At 70.6% G+C, this 22,801-nt stretch carries 21 protein-coding genes; 13 read left to right on the top strand and 8 right to left on the bottom strand.

The features are described from left to right. Window positions 1-904: 904 nt before the first annotated feature. From L3078_RS27760 to L3078_RS27740, 5 genes are all read right to left on the bottom strand, one after another. Window positions 905-2,401: an ABC transporter permease gene (locus tag L3078_RS27760; protein ID WP_239756678.1), complete on the bottom strand. Its 1,497-nt coding sequence runs from the start codon at window positions 2,399-2,401 to the stop codon at window positions 905-907. Beyond that, window positions 2,401-3,462, bottom strand: a complete 1,062-nt coding sequence (locus L3078_RS27755; protein WP_239756677.1) for a nucleoside hydrolase — start codon at window positions 3,460-3,462, stop codon at window positions 2,401-2,403. The genes L3078_RS27760 and L3078_RS27755 overlap by 1 nt, the downstream gene beginning before the upstream one ends. Window positions 3,463-3,567: 105 nt before the next feature. Further along, window positions 3,568-3,987 (bottom strand): hypothetical protein, encoded by a 420-nt coding sequence (locus L3078_RS44785; protein ID WP_338059527.1) that lies wholly within the window; start codon window positions 3,985-3,987, stop codon window positions 3,568-3,570. A 614-nt stretch (window positions 3,988-4,601) separates the two neighbouring features. Then, window positions 4,602-5,081 carry a hypothetical protein gene (locus L3078_RS27745; RefSeq protein ID WP_239756675.1) on the bottom strand — a complete coding sequence of 160 codons (480 nt, stop codon included), beginning with the start codon at window positions 5,079-5,081 and terminating at the stop codon, window positions 4,602-4,604. Between the two features lie 338 nt (window positions 5,082-5,419). Continuing rightward, entirely contained in the window at window positions 5,420-6,400 is a 981-nt protein-coding gene (locus L3078_RS27740) for a peptidoglycan DD-metalloendopeptidase family protein (protein ID WP_239756674.1), read from the bottom strand. A 478-nt stretch (window positions 6,401-6,878) separates the two neighbouring features. Between L3078_RS27740 and L3078_RS44780 the strand changes: the two genes are divergently transcribed. The 13 genes from L3078_RS44780 (at window position 6,879) to L3078_RS27675 (ending at window position 19,196) form a co-directional block, all read left to right on the top strand. Then, window positions 6,879-7,178 carry a hypothetical protein gene (locus L3078_RS44780; RefSeq protein WP_338059526.1) on the top strand — a complete coding sequence of 100 codons (300 nt, stop codon included), beginning with the start codon at window positions 6,879-6,881 and terminating at the stop codon, window positions 7,176-7,178. Window positions 7,179-7,190: 12 nt separating this feature from the next. Further along, window positions 7,191-7,460, top strand: a complete 270-nt coding sequence (locus tag L3078_RS27730; RefSeq protein ID WP_239756672.1) for a hypothetical protein — start codon at window positions 7,191-7,193, stop codon at window positions 7,458-7,460. Between the two features lie 191 nt (window positions 7,461-7,651). Beyond that, entirely contained in the window at window positions 7,652-7,936 is a 285-nt protein-coding gene (locus L3078_RS27725) for a hypothetical protein (RefSeq protein ID WP_239756671.1), read from the top strand. A gap of 37 nt (window positions 7,937-7,973) precedes the next feature. Beyond that, the gene (locus L3078_RS27720; protein WP_239756670.1) at window positions 7,974-8,741 is read left to right on the top strand and encodes a DUF8175 domain-containg protein; all 768 of its coding nucleotides are present in this window, start codon (window positions 7,974-7,976) and stop codon (window positions 8,739-8,741) included. 1 nt (window position 8,742) lies between these two features. After that, window positions 8,743-9,933 carry a hypothetical protein gene (locus L3078_RS27715; RefSeq protein WP_239756669.1) on the top strand — a complete coding sequence of 397 codons (1,191 nt, stop codon included), beginning with the start codon at window positions 8,743-8,745 and terminating at the stop codon, window positions 9,931-9,933. A 103-nt stretch (window positions 9,934-10,036) separates the two neighbouring features. Further along, window positions 10,037-11,530 (top strand): SCO6880 family protein, encoded by a 1,494-nt coding sequence (locus L3078_RS27710; protein WP_239756668.1) that lies wholly within the window; start codon window positions 10,037-10,039, stop codon window positions 11,528-11,530. Beyond that, entirely contained in the window at window positions 11,527-13,029 is a 1,503-nt protein-coding gene (locus L3078_RS27705; RefSeq protein WP_239756667.1) for an ATP/GTP-binding protein, read from the top strand. The genes L3078_RS27710 and L3078_RS27705 overlap by 4 nt, the downstream gene beginning before the upstream one ends. Beyond that, complete coding sequence (locus L3078_RS27700; RefSeq protein ID WP_239756666.1) at window positions 13,026-14,783, top strand: type IV secretory system conjugative DNA transfer family protein; 1,758 nt, start codon at window positions 13,026-13,028, stop codon at window positions 14,781-14,783. Before L3078_RS27705 ends, L3078_RS27700 begins: the two co-directional genes overlap by 4 nt. After that, window positions 14,780-15,166 carry a DUF4913 domain-containing protein gene (locus L3078_RS27695; RefSeq protein ID WP_239756665.1) on the top strand — a complete coding sequence of 129 codons (387 nt, stop codon included), beginning with the start codon at window positions 14,780-14,782 and terminating at the stop codon, window positions 15,164-15,166. Before L3078_RS27700 ends, L3078_RS27695 begins: the two co-directional genes overlap by 4 nt. An 81-nt stretch (window positions 15,167-15,247) precedes the next feature. Then, window positions 15,248-16,606 carry a hypothetical protein gene (locus tag L3078_RS27690; RefSeq protein WP_239756664.1) on the top strand — a complete coding sequence of 453 codons (1,359 nt, stop codon included), beginning with the start codon at window positions 15,248-15,250 and terminating at the stop codon, window positions 16,604-16,606. 141 nt (window positions 16,607-16,747) lie between these two features. Further along, complete coding sequence (locus tag L3078_RS27685; protein ID WP_239756663.1) at window positions 16,748-17,929, top strand: amidase; 1,182 nt, start codon at window positions 16,748-16,750, stop codon at window positions 17,927-17,929. Continuing rightward, window positions 17,926-18,495 carry an NUDIX hydrolase gene (locus L3078_RS27680; RefSeq protein ID WP_239756662.1) on the top strand — a complete coding sequence of 190 codons (570 nt, stop codon included), beginning with the start codon at window positions 17,926-17,928 and terminating at the stop codon, window positions 18,493-18,495. Before L3078_RS27685 ends, L3078_RS27680 begins: the two co-directional genes overlap by 4 nt. Window positions 18,496-18,599: 104 nt before the next feature. After that, entirely contained in the window at window positions 18,600-19,196 is a 597-nt protein-coding gene (locus L3078_RS27675; RefSeq protein ID WP_239756661.1) for a flavodoxin family protein, read from the top strand. A gap of 9 nt (window positions 19,197-19,205) precedes the next feature. Here the strand turns inward: L3078_RS27675 and L3078_RS27670 are convergent, their stop codons facing one another. From L3078_RS27670 to L3078_RS27660, 3 genes are all read right to left on the bottom strand, one after another. Then, window positions 19,206-20,183 carry an ABC transporter permease gene (locus L3078_RS27670; protein WP_239756660.1) on the bottom strand — a complete coding sequence of 326 codons (978 nt, stop codon included), beginning with the start codon at window positions 20,181-20,183 and terminating at the stop codon, window positions 19,206-19,208. Then, the gene (locus tag L3078_RS27665; protein ID WP_239756659.1) at window positions 20,170-21,168 is read right to left on the bottom strand and encodes an ABC transporter ATP-binding protein; all 999 of its coding nucleotides are present in this window, start codon (window positions 21,166-21,168) and stop codon (window positions 20,170-20,172) included. Before L3078_RS27665 ends, L3078_RS27670 begins: the two co-directional genes overlap by 14 nt. Window positions 21,169-21,408: 240 nt before the next feature. After that, window positions 21,409-22,764 carry a LolA family protein gene (locus tag L3078_RS27660; RefSeq protein WP_239756658.1) on the bottom strand — a complete coding sequence of 452 codons (1,356 nt, stop codon included), beginning with the start codon at window positions 22,762-22,764 and terminating at the stop codon, window positions 21,409-21,411. Window positions 22,765-22,801 lie beyond the last annotated feature (37 nt).

Genomic DNA, 22,801 nt, shown 5'->3' with positions numbered 1-22,801 from the left:
GCCTCGTCCGAGAGGTGAGGTCGCCGTGTGCGGAGTCACCGCGCTGTGCCTGTGCGTACGGGGCTTCGGAAGCCACCACTGGCTCGGCAGGAGGTGTGGCTTCCGATGCGGGGCGCCCGGCGGCCGCGTGCCCCGGCGCGGGCACCCCGGCCGAGGCAGAAGACGCGCCCGCCACGCTCGGTGCGTGCCACACCTCGGGCTCATGCCGCACCTCGCCAACGGCGCCAGGCGCGGCTACGGCCGCAGGGCCGACCGCTTGTTCCGGTACCGCCGTCTCCGGTACGGCACGCAGGATCTGGGTCGACCTGTCGCGGCGAATTGTCGGCGAGATCTCCGGACGCGCGGCTGCCATGGCGGTCTCGGACACCTGCCCGCCGGCAAAACGAGGCGCGACCGCGTCCCCGGTCTGTGGCTCGGCAATCGCCTCGCCGACGTGCCAGGGCTCTGCCACCCGTACGGGCTCGCCGGCGAACTGGCTGGCACCGTCCACGCATACACGCAACGGCACCACATACCCGATGCGCTCATCGTGCACCGTGGCGTGCACGGGGTGTCCGGCAGCGAGGGCGATCCGGTGAAGGTGCCGAAGGACGGCGTCCTGGATCTCCTGGCCGTGCGACGCGACGACCGACACGCCTCCGATCCAGGCAGCGCCCGCCCCGGGGCCGACCGCGGGGACATGAACATCGACCGGCACCGCCGCCGGGGCGGCCGAGGATGCCGAACGCTTCTGTTCCGTCTTCTTCTCCCGGCTGGGTCGACGCATCTGTTCCCTCACTCTGTCGTGCCGGGGAACCGGCCCCACACTTGGTCCCAAGTCTCCCGGCTCGCCTACGATTTCACGTCACCACGGCGTCACAGACACGTCGCAGAAGCCTGGCCGGCTCGGCCTGGTGGCCATGATTCAGCGCTTCGGCCCTCCCCTGTCGCTCCCCGGCGGTGGTGGCCCGGGCTGTCGAGGTACTCGCCAGGAGCCTGCGCCGGTAGTCCTGCCGGTCTGCTGGTTCGCGGAGTTCTGCGCACCAGGAGTGCCAGGAGACCTTCCTTTCAGGTGAAGTCCGGCGGCCTTGGCCACCGACGTTCCCCCACCTCCGGCCTGCGGCGAGAGGAAACTACCAGCGGCGGTCACGACCCCGCGCAGGTGTTCCTGCGGTGTCTTGCCACTGCCGGGCGCCGGCGTGGTGGCGTCCTTGGCGAACCGCTTCTTCTCCTCGAGGGTCTTCAACTCGCCGAACCGCTTCCAGAGCGGTTCGGCCGCCTGCTGGTTCACTCCTGCGTGCTTCAGTGCTTTGTCCAGGTCCTTGACGACGTTCTTGTCGCCGCGCCGGACGAAGCTGTCCAGGACAGTGGAGAGCCTGCCGTCAGTCTGCCCGTCCCTGGACACCCAGGACCGCACCTGGTCGGTGAACCTCTCCCGCGACTGCTGGAGTTCGCCCTTCCAGTCGCGCCCGGCGTCTCGACTCCGTGCGGTCTCGACCGCGCTGTCGTGCACGGCGAGTACAGCGGCGGCCTTGACGGCTTCGCGCACCTTTGGATCGCGGTACTGATCCGCGACGCGGACCGGATTGATGCCCACCAGCGGCTGCGGGTCGAACTGTTGCGGTAACTGATGAGGGCCCTGCGCGGTGATGTTCACCGGACTGCCCATCGGCCCGTGCAGCGTCTCCTCGATCACACCGAGTGCGTCCTGGTTGCCGAAGGTCTGCGAACGCTGCTCCGGAAGGTACGACTGCGGAAGCCCCTGCCAGACGGCGTCCGGCTCCTGGTGGAAGACGTAGCCCTGCTTGGCCTCAGGGTGCGGGTCGTCCGGGGAGAGTGCCAGAAACGCGTACCTGCCCTGGATCTCCGTCTGCGGATAGGCCGCCGTCATCAGTTCCTGAACCGTGCCTTTGAAGCTGGTGTCCACGACGGTGACCGAAGTGTTCGGCAATCCCATAGGGACTCCCGAGGCACGGAGGTAGTCCGTGAGGTTCTGATAGGAACCGTCGACGTCCGCCGGGTCCACCTTCTTGCGGGCACCGCGGAATGCCTCGGCGTCTGGAAAACTCGCTCCGACGTTCTTCTCCAGGTCCTGGAGCGCCGCATCGACCACAGCCCTGGACACCACCACTTCACGGCAGTGCCGGTCGAAGAACTCCGGATCCAGCCCGCGCACGGCCGCGGCCAGGCTGTGACCGTCCCGACCGAGGAAGGCGATCACCCGGTCGGGGTTCTGCTGGACATCGGCACGCAGGTCGTCGAGCATGTCCGCGGCTACGGACACCATGAAGGGCCCGCTGTGCTCACGGAAAGCTGCGTACGCCTCCTCTACCGCTTGCCGGTGCGCGGGGTCCTGAAGGCCGTAGCCCGCGTGGATGTCGGCCACCTGGCCATACAGGTCGTCGACAGGGCGCAGAGTCATCAGGCCCCCTTTTCAGTCGGCTTCCAGGCCGGGTCCAGCCGAGGCGAGAGCCACCGCATGAAGGCGGGGTAGCGTGCCGACAGGCTCAGCCAGACCGCCGCGCCTGCCTCGGAGCGGGTGGTGCGTCCAATGCCGTCCACGACCACGGGCATCTTGTCGAACTCGACGAAGGGCAGTCGGAGCGCTGCCGACAGAGTCAGTGCGTCGTGCTGAATCGTGCCTGGGTGGAAGCGTTCGAACCACTGTCGCATGTGTGCCACCAGCACGGTGGCCCATGCGGGTGCACCGGGTGCCGCAAGGACGCGGTAGACCGGGTGGTCGGCCGTGATCTCGATGGCCGTGTTGAAGGTGACCTCGGAGGTGACGAAGTACGGCGTCGGCAACAGGCCTTTGCCCACCGCGTCGAAGACCTTGTGCACCGCCGGCACGTCCAGTCGGAAGTTGTGCTCGGCCCGGCTGGGGTCGCGGTAGTTCAGGGCCCCACCCATTTGGGTGACGTGAAGCCGGGAGGCCAGTTCGGGAGCCGCTTCCAACACCAGCGCGAGATTGCTGAGTGGGCCCATGCCGATCCACTGCACCGGTCCCGGCGCTGCCGCGCACACGGCTCGCACGGCCGCTACGACATCGGTCGGCTGTTCAGGGAGGTCGTCGGGCACCAACCCCTCCGCGCAGAAGTACTTGGTGTCTCCGAGGGAGATGCCCGACGCGACCGCGACATCCGTACGGCCGGTCAGGTCGAGCAGAAGCCGGGCGAACCTGGCCCGTGCTCCGTAACCGACGGCGGGTCCGGTCTCGTCGCTGGTCAGAACGAGGGTCAGCCGGGGCAGGGAGCGAGCCGCCGCCGCGACCGCCAAAGCGTCGTCGGCGTCTCCGCCGATGTCCGTGTCGATGATCACCGGCGCTGAGCGGAGATCCTCCGGCCAGTTCCCGGTGGCCCGCATACGGGCGCTCAGTGCGTCCAGCCCGGTTCCCGGAAGTGCTTCCCCCGACTCGACGAGGGCGCGCCACTCGGCGCGGATGTCCTCTCGGGAGACGGGTTCGTCGTCACGGCTTTCGCCCATGTCTGCCTTCTCTTTCTCTCGGCGGTGCCGCCGCCCTCCGCCCGGACCGACCGGACGGAGGGATCGCGGCCTGGAAAATCACGCAAGCTCAGCTCGCCATCGAGATCATCGGCTCTGTTGGCGGACGCGTACGCGTTCGGTGAGGCGGCCCATGCGGGCACGGGCTGCCTCAAGTTGCTGGAAGTCGACTTGGGCCGGGCCGCCCTCGGCAGCCAACTCGCTCCACAGACTGATCAGTTCACCACCGATGGCCAGCCCTTGCGCCGGGTCGCGCACGGCTCGCCACGCGGCAGCCGCGCTCTGCACGTTGGCGTAGGCCCGTACGTCTCCCTGACGTCTGCGTATCCTGGCGAGGTCCATGGACAAAGCGCACGAGCGCTGCGCGTCGCCTGCCAAATAGGCTATGTAGGCGGCCAGTTCGCGCAGTTGGAGCACCTCTGGGTGTTCTTCGCCCAGGGACTTCGTCGCCGACGCGATGCTCTGCTCCGCCATCGCCGCCGCCGACTCGATCCGACCCCTCTGCACGGCCTCGTTGATCCGCAGCACCGGCTCGGCCAAGAGAGAGGGGGCGACCGACTCTTTCGTGGCGGCGGAAACCGTCTGGGGTGGGGTGGGGGCCGCCGCGGGTGCCGGAATGGGCGCAGGAGAATCGCGAACGGCGGGATACGGCGCCGGTGCGGGTCTCTCCGCGGGGACCGGCCCCGCACTCGGCTCCGGCGGCGTCGCAGCGGGGGCCGACTCCTCCGCCCGTCCCGGGACGGTACTCCTACCCGGCCCATCGGCTGTCCCGACCGCTGCCGTGACCATGCCCCCGGCCAACGGCACCGGCTCGGCGGCGAAATGACTCGACCCGTCCGCCACGACCTTCAACGGGGTGCTGAACCCGATGCGCTCGTCGTGAACCAACGCGTTCACAGCGTGCCCCGTGGCGAGAACCAGCCGGTGGAGATAGTTCAGTACCGCCTCCTGGACGCTCTCGCCAGGGCCAGCAGCGACGGGGAGTCCGCCCACGGTGACCTGGCCGTGGGCGGTCACGTGGACCTCAATGGGGGTGAGCGCCGAAACGGGATCCCGTCCCTGCTCGGGCCGGCCCCTGTGACGCTGCTTCTCGCCGCGACCGAATCTGGACATCGCTTCCCTCACTGGGCGGAAGAGTGTGCGGAGGTGGCGGAGGCTGACGGACTCTTCGGGCTCGGGGGGTCCACGGCCTCGATCACGTTCACATCATTCACACGCCACGCATCACCCGCCGCAGAACGTACCAGCTTGAGATAGGCGTTCAGACGTGGTCCTCGGCCGTTCCAGCCGTCCCTGCCCTGTGCCTCCCCCTCCACGACGAGGTTGCGGTAGGCGACCTTCGCACCGTCCTTGGGTGCGTCGTCCTCCAATTCGACGCTCACCGTCACGGTGGTCCAGGCCTGATGCCGTGCCCAGACGTTCCAGTCGTTCCCGGGACCGCTCGCCCCTCGGTAGGAACGCTCGATCGCGGCTCTGCGCTTCGTGCACCAGCGGGTCGCGCGGAGCAGGGCGTCGTGCGGACTCGCGTCGTACTTCGTGTCGTAGCTGTACGCCAGTTCGGCCCAAGCCTGGGAGACGGCGGTGGGGTCTTTGTCGTCCACAGCGTTCTGCACCGGTACGTGTGCGTCGAGGCCCAGGGATTTTCCGGACGGCACGGGCGCCTTGGGGGCGATGGAGGGTGGCGCCGACGCCGACGACCCGCTTCCACTCTGTCCGGTCTGACTCTGACGGTGATCGGGCAGTCCGCACCCCGACAACAGGGCGAGCGCAGTGGCGGACGCGAGCGCCCCGGCCACGGCCCCGCGCAGTGTACGGCCGGGTCGTGTCCGTCGCGCGCACGAGGCCGCCCGCAGGCCGAGCCCGCTGTCCATCCGGTTCACCCGACCTGACAGATCCCGCGTTCGCGTCTCCGCCGCCCCCATGGCGTCCCCCTCTTCCACTACTTCAGCCCCAGCCACGGAGCCGGATCCACATACTTCTCATTCTCCGTGACCTCGAAGTGGGCGTGCGGACCGGTCGAGAAGCCGGTGGAGCCGACCGCGCCGACTCGCTGGCCGACCTTGACCTGCTGTCCCACGGAGACGGCGAAGGCTGACATGTGGTTGTAGGTCGTGGTCACCTTCTTGCCGTTGATCGTGCCGTGCGAGACGACCACACGGTTGCCGTACCCGTTGGACCAGCCGGCGAAGGTCACCTTGCCGTCCATGGCGGCCAGGAAGGGCGTCCCCGCGGGCGCCCCGAAGTCGATGCCCGTGTGCAGCTTGTAGACGTGCTGGATCGGGTGCATGCGCATGCCGTAGGGGGAAGTGACCAGCAGCTTGCCGCGCAGCGGCGCCGCCATCCGCTGGCCGGCGGGGATCTCACCCGGCGGATCGTCGACCGACTCGTACTTCGGAATCAGCGACTTGATGCGCACGACGTAGTTCTGCGTCTCGGTGTACGGCGGTATGCCGTGGTATTGCTCGACGGCACCCGGGCCCGCGTTGTACGCGGCGAGTGTCAGGTCGAGGGTCTCGCCGGATGCCTGTCCGCGTTTCTTGTACCCCTCGACATCCTCGGCGAGGGCACAGTCGTAGCGCCCCTGCGCCATGATGGCGTCACCCGGGTCGTACGGCGACACGCGGCCGTTGCCGTCGTCGTCCCTGCCCCAGCTCGGCCAGGTGGTGGGCATGAACTGGGACAGTCCCTCGGCGCCCACCGGTGACTTGGCGTTGGGGTTCCAGCCCGACTCGGCCTCGATCTGGGCCGCGATGACAGCTGGCTTGATCACGTCACACAGGGCGCCGGCCTTGAGGACCCAGGGGACGTACTGGGCGGGCACCGTGCCGTCGTTGAGGCCGCCGCCCACGCCGCTCCCCTCGGCGACGGCATCCCCGCCGTCGCCCACCCCGACCATCATGACCACGGGAAATATGATCATCGCCACTCCACCCACCACCAACCATGTGGTCGGCCTCCCCCCGTTCTGCGACATTCGCTCCCCTCGGCATCAAGTAGCTCTACGGCATCGTCAGTTGAGTCTCACAAGCATCGGCCTTCGCGTAAGTAACCACCGGGTCACGAACTTGTCCCAAGGCTTCGCGTGGTATTACCTGTCACTCTGACATCAGAGATGATCAAACCGTAATCCGTTGATTCAGCACGGGGGGGGAGATTCGGCGGTGCAAGGGAGCACGCCAGGTGGGCCGGAGATCTGGCTACGAGGACCGGTCACCACGCCTGAGCAAGCGGCACCACCTCCGCAGGCGGCCGAAGTGCCGCTGGTTCCGGGCCGGTTGGCCTGGGTGTCCGTGCACGGCGGAGCGGGCGCGACGACGATGGCGGCCGTCTTCGGCGGTGTCGACGTCGGCCGGGCCTGGCCTCGGCCTGACCAAGGGGAGCCTGATTCGCTTCTGTTGGTGGCCCGTACCCATGCCGCCGGACTACAGGCGTTGTCCCAGACGCTCGACCTCTTCCGCCGAGGAGAGCAACCGCCCGGTCTCACGGCCGTCGCGGCGGTCCTGGTGGCAGACGCGCCGGGGCGTCTGCCCCGCCAACTGGTCCAACGCATCAAGGTGATCGGCTCGGCGATCAGCGTCCACCGGGTCCCCTGGGTGCCCACCTGGCGAACCGGTGACCTCTCCGCCCCCGCGCCGCGGGAGACCGCGGCACTGGCCCGTCTGCTCACGGACGCGGCGCCGCGTCCGGAAAGACCATGACGAGGAGCTTCAGTGGCGACCCCCTCGCCCTTCGACAACAAGTCACCCGAGCCCATCGAGATCAGCCCCGTCGTCACCATGGAACTCGACAAGATTCTCGGATACATGGCCTGGCTCGTCTCCGCTGCCGCGGTGGCGGGTCTGCTGTTCATCGGAATCCGTATGGCGATCGCCGTGCGGAGCGGCGGCCGCGACGAGTATCTACGCGAATTCCTCTTGGTGATGAGCGCCTGCGTGCTCGGCGCCACGGCCGGCCCCGTCGTGACTTTTCTCCTGAACTGAACGACGGTCCATCGACTGCACAGCGACAAGGCCCGCCAGAACCGCACAGCCGCCCGCGCCAGGACACCACCCAATGTCGCGGACATGTCACCAACGGGTGCTGATTCGCTACATGACTTGGGCCGACGGAGCCCGAGCCGCCACTCTCGTTCAGCCACCACACGGCAACGGCCGACAATCAGGGAGAAAGCATGTTCGCAACACTCGCAACGAAGGTCCAACACGGTTTCCTGGCCGCGCCGACCCCCAAGGCGGACGCGCCGACGGAGCTCACCGACAAGGTCGACACGGTCCTCGGCCTCCTCGCGTGGGTGGGTACGGCGGCCGGTGTGGCCGGCGTACTGATCACCGGCGCCATGATGGCGATCTCCATGCGGCGCGGTGAGGGCTCCGAGCACATGGGCCGCCTCGGCATGGTCCTCGGCGGATGCGTCCTGGTTGCCACGGCCGGACCGATAGTGAACTTCGTCTTCTAGATCGGTCTTCCGGAGGAAGGTGAGAGAAAGGGCGACCATGGTGAACTCCGGCCCGTCCAGGGGAGGGAGTGGAGAGTGGGAGAAACCTTTCTGGCAGCAGCGCGGCTGGATCCTGTCGGCCGCGTTCCTTCTGGCCCTGCTCTTCATGGGTGTCGTCGGGGTAGCGCTCGGTGGCGACGGCGACACGACGCGGGCGGACGACGATCCGGCCCCGAGCCCAAGCCCGACCGCCACACGGAGTGGCGGGGCCGGCGACACCCGACCGGCGGGCTGCCGTACCGACGACAGTGACCAGAAGAAGCCCACCGCGGTACCCAAGGACTTCCGCTGGAGGGCCAACGGCACCACCCTGGTCCCCGTCTCGAAAAGCGCCGGCCCGCTCAAATACGACGGCCCCGTCTGGTCCTGCTTCGCTCACACGCCGATGGGAGCGGTGCTCGCCGTCCACTCCATCACCGACCACCTCGGATACGCGGGATGGCGGGAAGTGATCGAACGTCAGGTCGTGCCGGGCCAGGGGCGTGACGCGCTGGCCGCCAGCCGCGCCCAGGAGGAGGACCGACGCAAGTCGGGCAAGGCCGAGGCCAGTGGATACTCCGGGTTCGCAGTCCTCGCGTACAGCGAGGAAGCGGCCACCGTGATGGTTCTGGTCCGCGGCCCCAACGCCGGTGTGTACGGCACCGCTTCGGTCAACGTGGCCTGGCACGAAGGCGACTGGAAGCTGGCCCCCGAGTCGGACGGCACCATCTATTCCGGGGTGGCGCAGGTCAGCGGCACCAACGGCTTCGTCACCTGGGAGGCGTGAGATGGCCGACTGCTCCGCACTGATATTCGACTGCATCGGCGCGGGCCTGGAATGGGCTTTGAACTCCGGTGGTGAGGCGCTCGCCGCCGGTGGCGTGCTGGCCTTCGCCAAGGCGATCGGTGAGGCGACATCGGAGGTTCTCAAGTCGCTCACCGGTGTCTGGATCAACATCGAACCGCAGGGCCCGGAACCAGTGATCAATGAGATCAAGGGTGCCACCAACATGCTGGTCGGCTATGTGGCCGTGGCCTCCCTGTTGTTCGCCTGTATCCGGATGGCCGTCGACCGGCGTGGCGAGTCCATGAAGGCCGCCTTCATGGGGATGTGGAGAGTGCTCCTCGTGGGCGCGCTCGCGGTCCCCGTGGTGCAGGCGCTCACCACGGCGGCGGACACCTATGCCGCCAACGTCTATGAGGCGTCCAACCTCGGCGACCAGGCCGAGACGATCCTGGGCGTCATGACGATGCACTACCCAGGCCTGATGCTCATCTTCGGCCTGCTCGTGATGATCTCGACCATCGTGCAGATCTGTTTGATGTACATCCGCATCGGCGTCATGATCATGCTGGTCGGCACGCTTCCGCTCGCTGCCGTGTCCTCGATGACCGGATGGGGCGAGGGCTGGTGGAAGAAGCACATCGGCTGGCTGGCCGCCTGGCTGCTCTACAAGCCTGCGGCTGCCCTGATCATCTACTCCGCCACCGCGATGACGCGGAACCCCAATGACGTCGGCCAGGTCATCGCGGGCATGGCCATGCTGGCCATGGCCACCTTTGCGCTGCCGGCGCTGCTCAAGCTGATCGTCCCGGCCACCGCCGCACTCGGCGGCACCTCCGGCGGCACGGTCGCCCTCAACTTCGCCAACAACGTGGCCAGCGGCGCGGTCAGCCTCGCCGGTGGAGGCGGTGGCGGTGGCGGTGGCGGTGGCGGATCCTCGTCCAGCCCGAAGGGTTCGCCCTCCGCAGGCGCAGGAAGCCCGTCCGGTGGGGCCCCAGGCGGTGGCGGTGTCGCCGCCGGTGGCGCGAAAAGCGCGGGTGCCGCGGGCGGGACAGCCGCTGCGGGTGCCGCGACCGGTGGAGCAGCCGTCGCCGTGCAGGCCGCGGCGGTCGTCGCCCAGGCCCAGCTCTCGGCCGCCACCGAAGTCATGAACTCCCTCGATGACAACGACGGGATGAAGGGCCACAACCAGTAACCCGTCGGAACGCCGACACCGGTCCGGGCCGGGGCCACACCCGGCCCGGCCGCCCTCACGTGCCAGGCCATGAGCCGGCGCAAGCCGGAAGAAGGAAGAGCCCATGTCCAGCGACGCCATGACGCGTCCCACGTACGGAAACTGGCGGCGCCCTCGCCGTCCCGGACTCGGCCCCCTGGGCCTCCTCGGTACCGTCGTCGCCTTCGGCGGACTCCTGGTGGCGCTGCTGGCCTCGTTGGTCTCCATCATGGCGGCCTTCGTGGTGCTCGTGCCCGTGGCGGTCTTCCTCGCCCCGCTCGCCCTGCGCACGATGGACGGCCGCAACGTCTACCAGCTCCTCGCCATCCGTATCGGCTGGATGAGGCGCAAGGCGAACGGTTCGACCACCTACGTCTCCGGCCCGCTCTCCCGCCGTCCCGGAGGCCGCTTCCAGCCGCCCGGTCTGCTGGCCCGTACCAAGATGCACGAGGGCCGGGACGCCTACGACCGTGCGTTCGGCGTGATCCACCACCCGGGCCGTAACCTCTACACCGTCGTGCTCGCCTGTGAGCCCGACGGCGGCTCGCTGGTGGACCCCGAGCAGGTCGACGTGTGGGTGGCCTCCTGGGGGGACTGGCTGGCCCGGCTCTCCCACGAGCCAGGTCTGCGCGGCGCACAGGTCGTCGTCGAGACCGCCCCGGACACGGGCACCCGGCTCGCCGCCGAGGTCCTCCCCCGTATCTCGCCGGACGCCCCCGCCGCGGCCCGCGCCGTGATGGAGGAGGTCGTCCAGCGGTACCCGTCCGCCTCCTCCGAGATGCACACGTACATCGCGCTGACCTACGGTCCGACCGGTGGCCCCAAGCGGCACACCGACGACGTGATCACGGACCTGTCCATGCGGCTTCCGGGCCTGCTGTCCGGGCTGATCGCCGCCGGCGGCGGGTCCGCGTACCCGCTGTCGGCCGAACGGCTCGCCGAGATCGTGCGCGTGGCCTACGACCCGGCGATCGCCCCGGACGTGCTCAGCGCACGCGCCGAGAACGCGACGACCGGGCTCGAGTGGGCCGACGCCGGCCCCGCGGCCGCCGTCGAGACCGTCAACGCGTACAAGCACGACTCCGGTGTCTCGCGCACCTGGATGCTGACCCTCGCACCGCGCGGCACCGTCCGCTCCAGTGTGCTGCGCGGTCTGCTGGAGCCGGCCGCGGGCACCCGCCGCAAGCGGGTCTCGCTGATCTACCGGCCGATCGACCCGGCGACCTCCGCCCGCATCGTGGAGTCAGACCGCCGCTCCGCCCACTTCATGGCGAGTTCGCGGGGCGGCCTCGTCGAGGCACGCGCCACCTCCGAGGTACGTGCGGCGGAGCAGACGGCTGCTGAGGAGGCCTCCGGTGCCGGTCTCGTGGAGTTCTCCATGATGGTGACGATCACCGTCGACAACGAGCAGGAGCTGGCGGACGCCTCGATCACCGTACGCAATCTCCAGGCGTCCTCGCGCATCCTGATGCGTCCGGCCGACCGGATGCAGGCGTCGGCGTTCACCTGCACCCTGCCCGTCGGCCTGCTCCCATGGGAGCACACACTCGTTCCGTACCAGGTCAGGGAGGCGCTGTGAGCGGGGACAGGCAGCAGCGGCCGGCGCGCCCGGCCACCGCACCTCCGCGCGGCTGGTTCGGTCCGGGCGGCGGCCAGGTCGGCCACGTCGACCCGCCGTCGATGTGGCGGGCGACGACCGTGCAGGCGTGCGGCCTGTGGCCGTTCGCGGCGGGATCGGGCGCGCCGATGACCGGCGTACCCCTGGGCCAGCATCTGCACACCGGCGCGACCGTGTGCGGCGATCCCATCTCCTGGTTCACCCGGGCCCGTTACATCTCCAACCCATCCCTGTTCATGCTCGGCATGCCAGGTCTCGGGAAGTCGACACTGGTCAACCGGATGTTGATCGGCATGTCGGCGACCGGTATCACCCCGCTCGTGCTGGGCGACCTCAAGCCCGACTACGCGGACACCGTACGGGCGCTCGGCGGTCAGGTGATCTCCATCGGCCGAGGCGTCGGCGGCATCAACGTCCTCGACCCCGGCGCGATGGGCGAGGCGGCGGAGCAGATCGGCGGGGAGCGGGGCCGGATCCTGGCGGCGGAGGCACACGGCCGGGTTCTGAACATGGTCGCCGCGCTCATCACCATCGTCCGCGGCCGCCCCATGGACGACCACGAGCAGTCCGTCCTCTCGGCCTGCCTGCACCATCTGACGGAACGTACGAAGTCGGGGAAGGCGCCGCTCCTCCCGGACCTGCTGAGGGTGCTGGACGAGGGACCGGACCGGGTCCGCGCGGTCACCCTCGACCGTGGTGACCAGGCGCGCTACCAGGAGGCGGTCGATCCCCTCCACCGCTCGCTCCTGGGCGTGCTCGACGGCCCGCTGGGTGACACATTCGCCTCCGAGACCTCGACCCGTATCAACCCCGCCTCGCCCGCTGTCTGCGTCGACATCTCCCGGATCGGTGAGGCCGACACCCAGCTCACGGCTGCGGCGATGCTGGCGGCCTGGTCGGACGGTCTCGGCACCGTGGCCGCCGCTCATGCCCTCGCGGACGCGGGGCTGGCCCCCCAACGCTGGTTCTTCACTGTCCTGGACGAACTGTGGCGCCCGCTCCGGGCCGCCTCCGGCATCGTCGAACGCATCGACGCCCTCACCCGCCTCAACCGGTCCCTCGGCCTCGGCGACGCGAAGATCACGCACACCCTGAAGGATGCGGAGGCCCTCGGCAACGAGGCCGACCGGGCAAAGGCCCGAGGCTTCGTCGAGCGGGCCGGCATGGTCGTATGCGCGGGACTGCCACGCACCGAGATGCGTGAACTGGGCGAGATCGTCGGCATGTCGGAGCGGGAGATCGAGCTGGTCTCCTCCTGGTCCTCGCCGCCCGGCTGGGCCAGCACCGGCGGCAATGAGGAACCTCCGGGCCGAGGCCGCTTCCTCATCAAGGTCGGTGGTCGTCCCGGTATCCCGATCAAGGTGTCCATCACGGAGACCGAGCGCAACCTGCACAACACCAACACCCGTTGGACCGGGAACAAACTGAACCTCGCGAAGCCGAGGGAGGCGTCGAGATGAACAGCCGCCCCACCCGCAGGACCCAGTCCTCCGGCGACGACCTGCTGCCCTGGATCATCCCCGGCGCGGTCGTCCTCGTCGGCGGTGCCTTCGCCGGCGCCTGGCTGGGCGGCACGCTAGGCGCGGCGGTGTCCGACGGCGGTTGGAATCCGCCACCGTTCTCGCTGGATACCCTTGCGACCCTGGTCAAGGACGGGCCGGGTGCCTTGTGGCCGACTGCTTCAAGCAGCGCGGTGACGGCCGGTATCGCGACCGTCTTCGGCGTGTTCGTCGCCCTTGTGATCGCCCTGGTCATCCTCGTAAAGGGCTGGGTGAAGCGGCCCGACGGCTTGGCCGACCGCAAGGAACTGGCCGGTCTGCTGCCCAAGGGCGCGGCCGAGCGGGCCCGTTCGCTGCGCCCGTCGCTCGCCAAGGCCGCCAAACTGGAACAGGACCAGACAGGCAACCTCCTGGGCAACCTGGAGCCCAAGGGGCCCGAGCTGCGCTCCAGCTACGAGGACGTCGAGCTGGACCTGATGGCACCGAGGGCCGGCAAGTCCACCGGCATCGCCGTACCCCGCGTCCTGCGCGCCCAGGGCAGTGTCCTGCTGACCTCCAACAAGGCGGACGTCTACAGCGTCACCCGCGCGGAACGCGAACGCGTCGGCGCCGTCTGGACGTTCGACCCGCAGGGCATCGCCCACACCCCGCGCGGCATGTGGTGGGACATGCTCGCCGACGCGGCCACCATCGAGGGCGCCCGCCGCCTGGCCGGCCACTTCGTGGGCGCGGTCAACGACGACGCCTCGAAGCGCGATTTCTGGATCTCCGCCGCGCAGAACACGCTGACCGCGCTCTTCCACGCCGCCAACCGCGGCGGCCGCGGCATCGACGAGGTGCTGGCGTGGCTGGCCGACCCGGCCGACCGCACCCCCATCGACCTGCTGCGCGACGCGAGCATGCCGGCACTGGCCGACCAGTTGCAGGGCACCATCCAGGGTGCCGTCGAGACCAGGGACGGCATCTACGAGACGGCCCGGCAGTGCGCGGCCTGTCTGCTGGATCCGGCGATCGCCGCCTGGGTCACACCGGACCCGCAGATGCCGCAGTTCCTGCCGGACCGGCACGTGCTCTCCCACGACACCCTGTACCTGCTGTCGAAGGACGGCGGTGGCTCGGCCGCGGGAGTCATCGCGGCCGCCGCGGACTCGGTGCTGCGCGCCGGTGTCGTCGCCGCCGAGCGCATGGGCGGCCGTCTCGACCCGCCGATGACGGCCGTGCTGGACGAGGCCGCGAACGTCTGCCGTATCTCCGACCTGCCCGACCTCTACTCCCACCTCGGCTCCCGCGGCATCAACATCGTGACTCTGCTGCAGAGTTACCGCCAGGGCGTACGTGTCTGGGGCGAAGCCGGGATGGACGCCCTGTGGGGCGCGGCCACCATCAAGCTGCTGGGTGCCGGCCTCGACGACGCGGACTTCGTGGAGAAGGTGTCCCGACTGGTCGGCGAGCACGACGTGTCGACCGTCAGCTACTCCCGGAGCAAGGACGGCCGCTCCCGCTCCACCTCCTACCGTCTGGAGCGCATCCTGCCCGCCGACCGCATCCGCGCCCTCCCCAAGGGCACCGCGCTGCTGCTGGCCACCGGCATCAGACCCGCCATGATCCGACTCCGCCCCTGGTACGCCGAACCGGGCGCCGACCGCATCCAGGCCGCCGCCCAGGCCGAGGTGAAGGCCATCACCGCTCGTGCCCTTGAGAAGGCGGTCCGATGACCACGACCGAGGAACCGGGCGGAGCACCGCCGTTCATCCTCTACCTGGACGGCGCGGACTACGCCGAGGAGATGCGCAACCTGGCCCTGTGGGTGTCCGACCTCCTCCTGCCCGTCTACGGGCGCGAGGCCACCTCCCAGCAGCCCTGGTGCCCCCGCTGGTGGGAGCACCTGGAAGCGATCGCACGGCTGCACGCCCTCTGGCTGGCCTGGCAGGAATGCACCGACCCGGCGGCCGGAGCCTCCGGCCCCGCCGTGTGGCATCGCGATCACCTCGGCCCCGTACTCGCCGAACTCCGTTCCCCCGCTGGACCGTTCGCGGGCTGCAAGCAGGGCGGGCACCGGGCCAAGGTGGCGCCTACGGTCGAGGAGTACGACGGCTGACGTTCGAGCACGCACGGTGTAAAACCGTCCGAGGCGCGGCAGCCTGCGCCCATGACCACCCCCACGACGAGAAGGAAGAGGATGTACAGGACGAAGGCAGCCGTGGCCGTCACCCTGGCAGGGGTGCTGCTCGCCGGATGCAGCTCGGACGGTGACGGAGGCTCGGACACCGGCCGGGACGGCAAGGGTTCCGGTACGAAGGCCCCGACCCTGGCGGACGTCACCGTTCCGTCCGGGTACGACGGCGCCAAGGGCTGGGACCAGGAAGTGGACTGGGTCCCGGAGAGCACCGAGTCGCAGATGCCGGTGGCCACGGACGGAGAGACGGTCACGTACATCCTCCGCTCCGACGAGGGTTACACGGTCCAGGCACGCGACGCCGCCACGGGCAAGGTGCGGTGGACGAGCGCCCCCTACCAGGTGCCGACAGTGATCACCGACAAGCCGTCCTACGGGTACGACGAGGACAACGCCGAGATCCCACAGGTCACCGTCGTCCGGCAGGACGGCCGCACGTATGTCGCGGCCTGGGCGCACGGCCGTCAGGAGGAGGACGCTCTCACCAAGAGCAACGAGGTCGTACAGGTCGATCTCTACGCGATGGACTCCTCCGGCGCCTCCGTCGCCCCCCTGCACCGTGCCACCGTGCCCGTCACCGCCAACCAGGGCACGGTCCAGGTCCGGACCGGAGGCAGCGAGGCCGGGCTGCTCGTCGCGTGGGAGGACAATCCCAGCATGCTCGCCGCGTCCGTCGACGCCGCGACCGGCAAGGTCACGCAGTACGACGACGCGGACCGGATCCCTGACTGCACGCTCATGTGCGGCAGCCAACCCGTGGTGGCAGTGACCCCGAAGGGCCCCGTGTCGCAAGGCTCGTTGGACGGCTTCGGCCTCGAAGCCGGGTGGTCGTCCCGCGACATCGCGCCGAAGGGCGCCGACCCGGGACTGGCCGACAGCCCCAAGGGACACATCGCCGCTGTCCGAGAGGGAGTGTTCATCGCCGGCTGGAACGCCGCCGACTCGGACACCCCCGTCTGGTCCGTGCACGACCTGGACACCGGCCGTCTCCTGGGCAGCACGGCCTGTGGCGAGAAGCCGGCGTTCACCGTCGCCGACGGTGTCTCCTCCCCCGACGGCCGCTATGTCGCCCACAACTCCGTCGTCTTCGACACCGAGTCGGGCGCCGGGCTCTGCCTCCAGGGCGACGGCACCCGGCGGACCATCGGTGTCCGCGCGCTCACGGACGACGGCATCGCGTACGGCGAGACCGACGCCGAAAGCGGCGCGACACCCGTGATCGAGCTGAAGGTGAGCGACGGCACGCCGAAGGCCCTGCCCGAGGGGACGCAGCTTCCGGCCGCGGTACTGAAGGAAGCGGCGCTGTTCACCCTGCGGGAGAACGGCGCCGGTCTGCGGATCTCGGTGCGGCTCCATGCCTGAGACCGCACCGCCGGAGCCGACGCGAGCGCCGGGGCCCGGTGGTCGTCGGCCTCCCTGCACCGCTCCCCCCGCGTCCGCGCACCTTGAGGAGCCCCCTTCGGCCCAAGCGCGCCCGGACGCCGAGGGTTTCGGCAACGTGCGGTGAAGAAGGCAGCACGCCCTGCCACGGAGATCGCCGCGTCCGTCCGGGCCCGTGAGACGACAGCAGTCGACGAGGTGGCGAAGGCGCTGGAGCGCATAGCACGGGCCGACCACGTTCTGTGTGCCTTCACCGAGGTGTGGGCGGAGGATGCCCTGCGGCGGGCCGGAGAGGTGGATGCGCAGGTCGCGGCAGGGGTGTCGTTGCCGTTGGCCGGCGTGCCGATCGGGGTGAAGGGGCGGGCCGGGCTCCGTACGGCGGCGGCGCGGGCACTGGTCGCCGCCGGGTGCGTGCCCGTGGGCGCGACCTCGGTGCCCGGCCCCGGCACCCCCTGGCAGACCTGGGGGCTCGGGGCCGGCGGTCGGACCGTCAACCCATGGCGGGCCGACCGGACTCCGGGCGGCTCCTCCGCCGGGTCCGCGGCGGCGGTGGCGGCGGGCCTCGTACCGCTGGCGACCGGGACGGACGGCGCCGGGTCGGTGCGGATCCCTGCGGCGTGGTGCGGTGTCGTCGGCCTGAAGACCACGAACGGGCGACTGCCTTCCGCCGACCGCACGGGCCTCGCGGCGGCCGGCGTCCTCACCCGCCACGCCTCGGACGCGGCGGCGTACTGGCGGTGCGTCACGGGCGAGACGGGCGAGGGGGCGTGCCCTCCTCTCACGGCTGTCTGGTCGGCCGACCTCGGTTTCGCCGACACCGACGCCGAGCCCGCCTCGATCGCCCACGCCGCCGCGCTCCACCTCGAAGAAGCCGGACTCGTACGGCTCCGACCCCAGCACAACCCCGTACGCCTGGAGGACCCGGCACCGGCCTGGCTCGCCCTCCGCCGTGCGCCGGACGCCGACCCGGCAGCCGTGCGGGCCGCCCGGGAACTCCGCGCCGAGAACGACCGGCGGCTCGCCGCCCTCTTCCGCGAGGCCGACCTGATCCTCACCCCCACCACGCCCAACGCCCCGCACGGCCACGACGGGCCGGGGGAGCGCTACTCCACGGCGCTCACCTGGGGGTTCAACCTCAGCGGCCACCCGGCGCTGAGCATCCCGGCCGGCTTCGGCGCCGACGGCTGCCCGGTCGGCCTCCAACTCGTCGCCCGGCACGGCGAGGAGGCGGCGCTCCTGCGTACCGCGTGCGCCGCCGAGGCCGCCCGGACGCACCGCGGACAAGAGAGCGAGGACCCGGCATGAGATGGACCGTCCACGGTGAACGCACGATCCACGACACCCCGTGGGTGCGGCTGCGGTCGCTGGACGTCGAGCGGCCCGACGGGACGCGCGGCGACCACCACGTCGTCCGGCTGCGGGACCTCGCGGTCACGGCGGCGGTCGACGACCGGCGCCGGGTCCTGATGATGTGGCGCCACCGCTTCGTCACGGACACCTGGGCGTGGGAGCTGCCCATGGGCCTGGTCGAGGACGGGGAGTCGCCCGAGGAGGCGGCGGCGCGGGAGCTGGAGGAGGAGACGGGGTGGCGCCCGGGGTCGCTGCGGGAACTGGTGTACGCACAGCCGGCGGCCGGCATCACCGACACCCAGCACTTCGTCTTCCGTACGGACGACGCCCGGCGGATCGGTGCGCCGACGGAGCTCAACGAGTCCGACCGGGTGGAGTGGATCCCCCTCACCGAGATCCCCGGCATGATCGCCCGCCGGGAGATCGTCAGCAGCGCGACCCTCGTCGGGGTGATGGCCCTGCTTCTGGAGCCGCCGACGCCCGCCTCCCACGACAGCACACCCGCCGCGACCTCCCTTTGACTCTCCCCCCCTGGCATTCTCATGCGCATGCATTTATTGTTGACGCTTGTAATCGCCGCACGCCGTATGGCCGTGCGCGCAGGCCACTGACCCAGGGGGACCCCATGACCCGCCGTTTCCTGTTCGTGCTCGGCAGCAGCCGGTCCGACGGCAACACCGAGATGCTGGCCCGTGCGGCGGCGGAGCAGTTGCCGGACGACGTCGAGCAGGTGTGGATCGATCTGGCCCGGCACCCGCTGCCCGACTTCGAGGACCTGCGGCACGACAGTGACCACGTACGGCCCGAGGGCGACAACAGGGCGCTGCTGCTGGACGCCACGCTCGCGGCCACGGACATCGTGATCGCGTCGCCGCTGTACTGGTACTCCGTGTCCGCCCACGTCAAGCGCTACCTCGACCACTGGTCGGGCTGGCTGCGCACCCCCGGCCTCGACTTCAAGAAGAACATGGCCGGCCGCACCCTGTGGGGCGTCACCGCGCTCGCCCATGAAGAGGAGGAGGTCGCCGAGCCCCTCGTCGGCACGCTCAACCACTCCGCCGCGTACCTGGGCATGCGCTTCGGCGGGGTGCTGCTGGGCAACGGCAGCAAGCCCGGCGACGTCCTCCGCGACACCGCCGCCCTGACCCGCGCGAAGACCTTCCTCACCACGGAGCCCCCGTTCGCGCGCTTCCCGTACGACACCGAGGAGGCCGCCGCCTGAGCGGTCGCGTCAGGCGGTGATGTCCTTCGCCGTGAACCTCGCCCACGCCGCCGAGCCGAACACCGCCGCGTACACGGCCTGGAGGCCGAGGTTGCGCTGGAGGTCGTCCCAGTAGACCGGCTCGCGCATGAGGTCGGCGAAGGAGAGCCAGTAGTGGGAGAAGAAGTACGGGTGGAGGGCGTCGAGCTGGGGGATCTGGTCGAGGATCTGGACGGTGATGAGCAGCCCGACCGTGGTGGCCATCGCGGCGATCCCGCTGTTGGTGAGGGTGGAGATGAACAGCCCGAGGGCCGCCACCCCGATCAGTGACGCGGCCACCGCCAGCGCGATCAGCAGGGCCCGCCACAGGCCCTCGGCGAAACTGATCCGGGTGCCGGAGATCGTCGTCAGGTCCCCGAGCGGGAACAGCAGCGCCCCGACCGCCAGCGCCGACGCCGCCACGACGAGCGTCGCGACCAGGCAGAACGTCATGGTCGTCGCGTACTTGGTGAGCAGCAGCCGGGTCCGGCCGGCGGGTGAGACCAGGAGATAGCGCAGGGTGCCCGCGTTCGCCTCGCCCGCGATCGCGTCCCCGGCGACCACGCCGACGGCCATCGGCAGGAAGAAGGGGAGCGTCGCGGCCAGCGCCGTGAAGACCAGGAACAGGCCGTTGTTGGTGATCTGCGCGATGAACGCGGGCCCGCCCCCGCCGCCCCCGCCCTCCGGTCCGCCGCCCATCGACGACCCGTCGCCCGTCTCGATCCGCACCGCGATCCCGACCAGGATCGGCACCGCCGCGAGCACGCCCAGCAGCGCGATCGTCCGCCAGCGCCGGAAGGTCGTGAGCAGTTCGCTGCGGAACAGGCCGAAGGTCCAGAGGAGGCTGGGGGTACGGAGGGGGACGGTCGGCCCAGGGGTGACCTGCCCGGCAGCCTGCGGCGGGGCGGCGTCCGGCTGGGCGGCGGCGTCCGGCGCGGCCTGCGCCCCGGGTGTGTCAGCCCGCGACATCGAAACCCTCCCCCGTGAGTGCCACGAACGCGTCCTCCAGGGAGGCGCGTTCGAGGGCGAAGCCGCGGACGCGGACGCCCGCGGTGACCAGCGCGGCGTTCAGTTCGGCGAGGTCGCGGTCGGGCGGCGGGGGTTCCGCGGTCACGCGGCCTCCCGCCCCGGTCCCGGCGCCCTCCGCCCCCTCGGCCCTCTCACCCGGCTCGTCCCCCTCGTCCACGATCACGTCGGCGATTCCCTGCTCCTTGAGCACCCGGGCCGCGTCCGCCGTGTCCGGGGTGGTGACGACCAGGCGGCCGCGTGCGCCGGCGGCCAGTTCGGTCACCGGGCCCTGGGTGATGAGCCGGCCCCGGGCCATGACGGCGGCATGGGTGCACACCTGCTCGATCTCGTCGAGGAGGTGGGAGGAGAGGAAGACGGTGGTGCCGTCGGACGCCAACTCCCGCACCAGGGTGCGGATCTCCCGCATGCCCTGTGGGTCCAGCCCGTTCGTCGGCTCGTCGAGGACGAGGAGGCGGCGCGGCTGCAGCAGGGCCGCCGCGAGGCCCAGCCGCTGTTTCATGCCCAGCGAGTACGCCTTGGCCTTCTTGCCGGCGGCCGCCGCGAGCCCGACCCGGTCGAGGGCGGCGGCGACCCGCGTACGCCGGGTGCGCGGGTCGGCGGTCGGGTCGGCGGAGTCGTAGCGGAGCAGGTTGTCGCGGCCGGAGAGGAAGCCGTACAGGGCGGGGCCCTCGATGAGGGCGCCGACGTGCGGGAGGACGGTCCGGGTGGAGCGCGGCATGGGCCGGCCGAGGACCTGGGCCGTGCCCGAGGTCGGCTCGATCAGGCCCATCAGCATGCGGATGGTGGTGGTCTTGCCCGAGCCGTTCGGGCCGAGGAAGCCGAAGACGCTGCCGCTGGGAACCGTCAGTTCCAGGTGGTCCACGGCCACCTGTCCGCCGCGGAAGGTCTTGGTCAGCCCCTGGGTGTGGATGGCTGCGTCGCTCATGGCTCCCCTCGGGTACGGCCGATGGGCCGGGACGGCGGATCAGCCGTCCCGGCCCACGGCCGGACTTCACTACTTCACCGCCCCGGCCCACCGGATCGGCGGTCCACCGCTCCACCGTCCCGGCCCACCGGATCGGCATCACCGCTCCACCGCCCCGGCCCACCGGACCGGCGCCACCGCTCCACCGCCCCGACCGGTCAACCAGGCCGGCTCACCGACCGGTCCAGCGAGCCGGCGGCTCTACTTCGCCGCGTCGGCCGCCTTCACCAGGGCGTCCTTGGTGACGGCGCCCGCGTAGACCGTGCCGTCGTCGGTGAAGAGGACGTTGATCAGCCGGGTCTTGAAGACCGTACCCGAGCCGAAGTCGCCCTTGACCTGGTCGCCGAGGGAGTTCAGGAAGCCGTCGACCCGGGCGTCGCCGGACGATTCGCCGCCACCGGTGGGCATGCCGGCCTCGGACCCGCCGTCGATCACGGCGATCGTGCTCCAGCCCTCGCCGATCATCTTCAGCCCGTCGAGCCCGCTCGCGAACTCCTCCTCGGAGCCCTTCGGACCCTTGGGACCCTTGCCGTCCTTGAACTCCCCGTTCTTGCCGGGGCCCTCGAACACGGAGTCGCCGGAGCCGGACTCGTGGCTGCCCGACTTCTCGACCTCGTCGGCCTCGGTGACCTTCGCGCCCTTCGGCGGGGTGAAATCGAACGTCGACGCGCTCGGCTTGCCGAAGTCGACCTTCGTGAAGCCCGCGTCCACGACGGCCGCGCCGCCGCTCGACGGGGTGAGCGTGAACTTCAGCGGCAGCCCCGTCTTCGCGTCGACGGCGATCGAGATCGCCCCGACCGTCGAACCGGACTGCTTCGGCTTGACGACCAGCTTGTACGCGTCCCGCCCGGCGACCTGCGCGGTCCCGTCCACGGTCACGGACGTGGTGTCGTCGACGGCCTTCAGGGCCTCCTCGGCGAGCTGCTGGGGCGTGGCGGGCACGTCCTCGGCGGTGTCGGGGGCGTCCTCGCCGCCCTTGCCCGCACGGTCCTTCCCCTCGCCCTCCGGGCCGGCGCCGGTCGCGTGGTAGACCTCGTTCGAGGCGCTGTCGTACGCCCACAGGTCGTCGCCGTTGTGGATGACGCTGTACTCGGCCGCCTCGTCCAGCAGCGACAGCTTCTGCTTGTCGGGGCCGTCGGCGGCGATCCGCAACGTGTGGGTGCCGGTGGCGAGTTCGAGAAGCTTGGAGGAGGGGTCCGCGGAGGAACCGCCGTCGCCGCCGGGCGCGCCCTGCGCTCCCAGGCTGTCCGCCAGGCCGCCCAGGTCGGGCAGGCCCAGGTCCGTGGTGATCTTCACCGTGCCGGACACCTGCTGGACGTCCGACGCGGCGATCTTCTCGATGAGTTCCTGTGCGCTGATCTTCGGCAGATCGGGGTCACCGGAGCCGGCGAAGGCCGGGACGAGCCCGATGGTCGCGGCGGCCACGCCCAGCACGGTGACCGGGACGACGTACCGCGCGGCCTTGCGTCGCCGTGCCGAGCGCGCCTCCTCGGCCTCGGCCGCGAGCGCGGCCGCGTCGCCGGACCCGGCGTTGTCGTCGGTTGCGTACGGTGCCATGTGTGCCTTACCTCCGTCGTCGGCGGCGGCGTCTGCT

Source organism: Streptomyces deccanensis, assembly GCF_022385335.1.
Lineage (GTDB): Bacteria > Actinomycetota > Actinomycetes > Streptomycetales > Streptomycetaceae > Streptomyces > Streptomyces deccanensis.
This window is presented reverse-complemented; position numbering and strand designations above follow the sequence as displayed.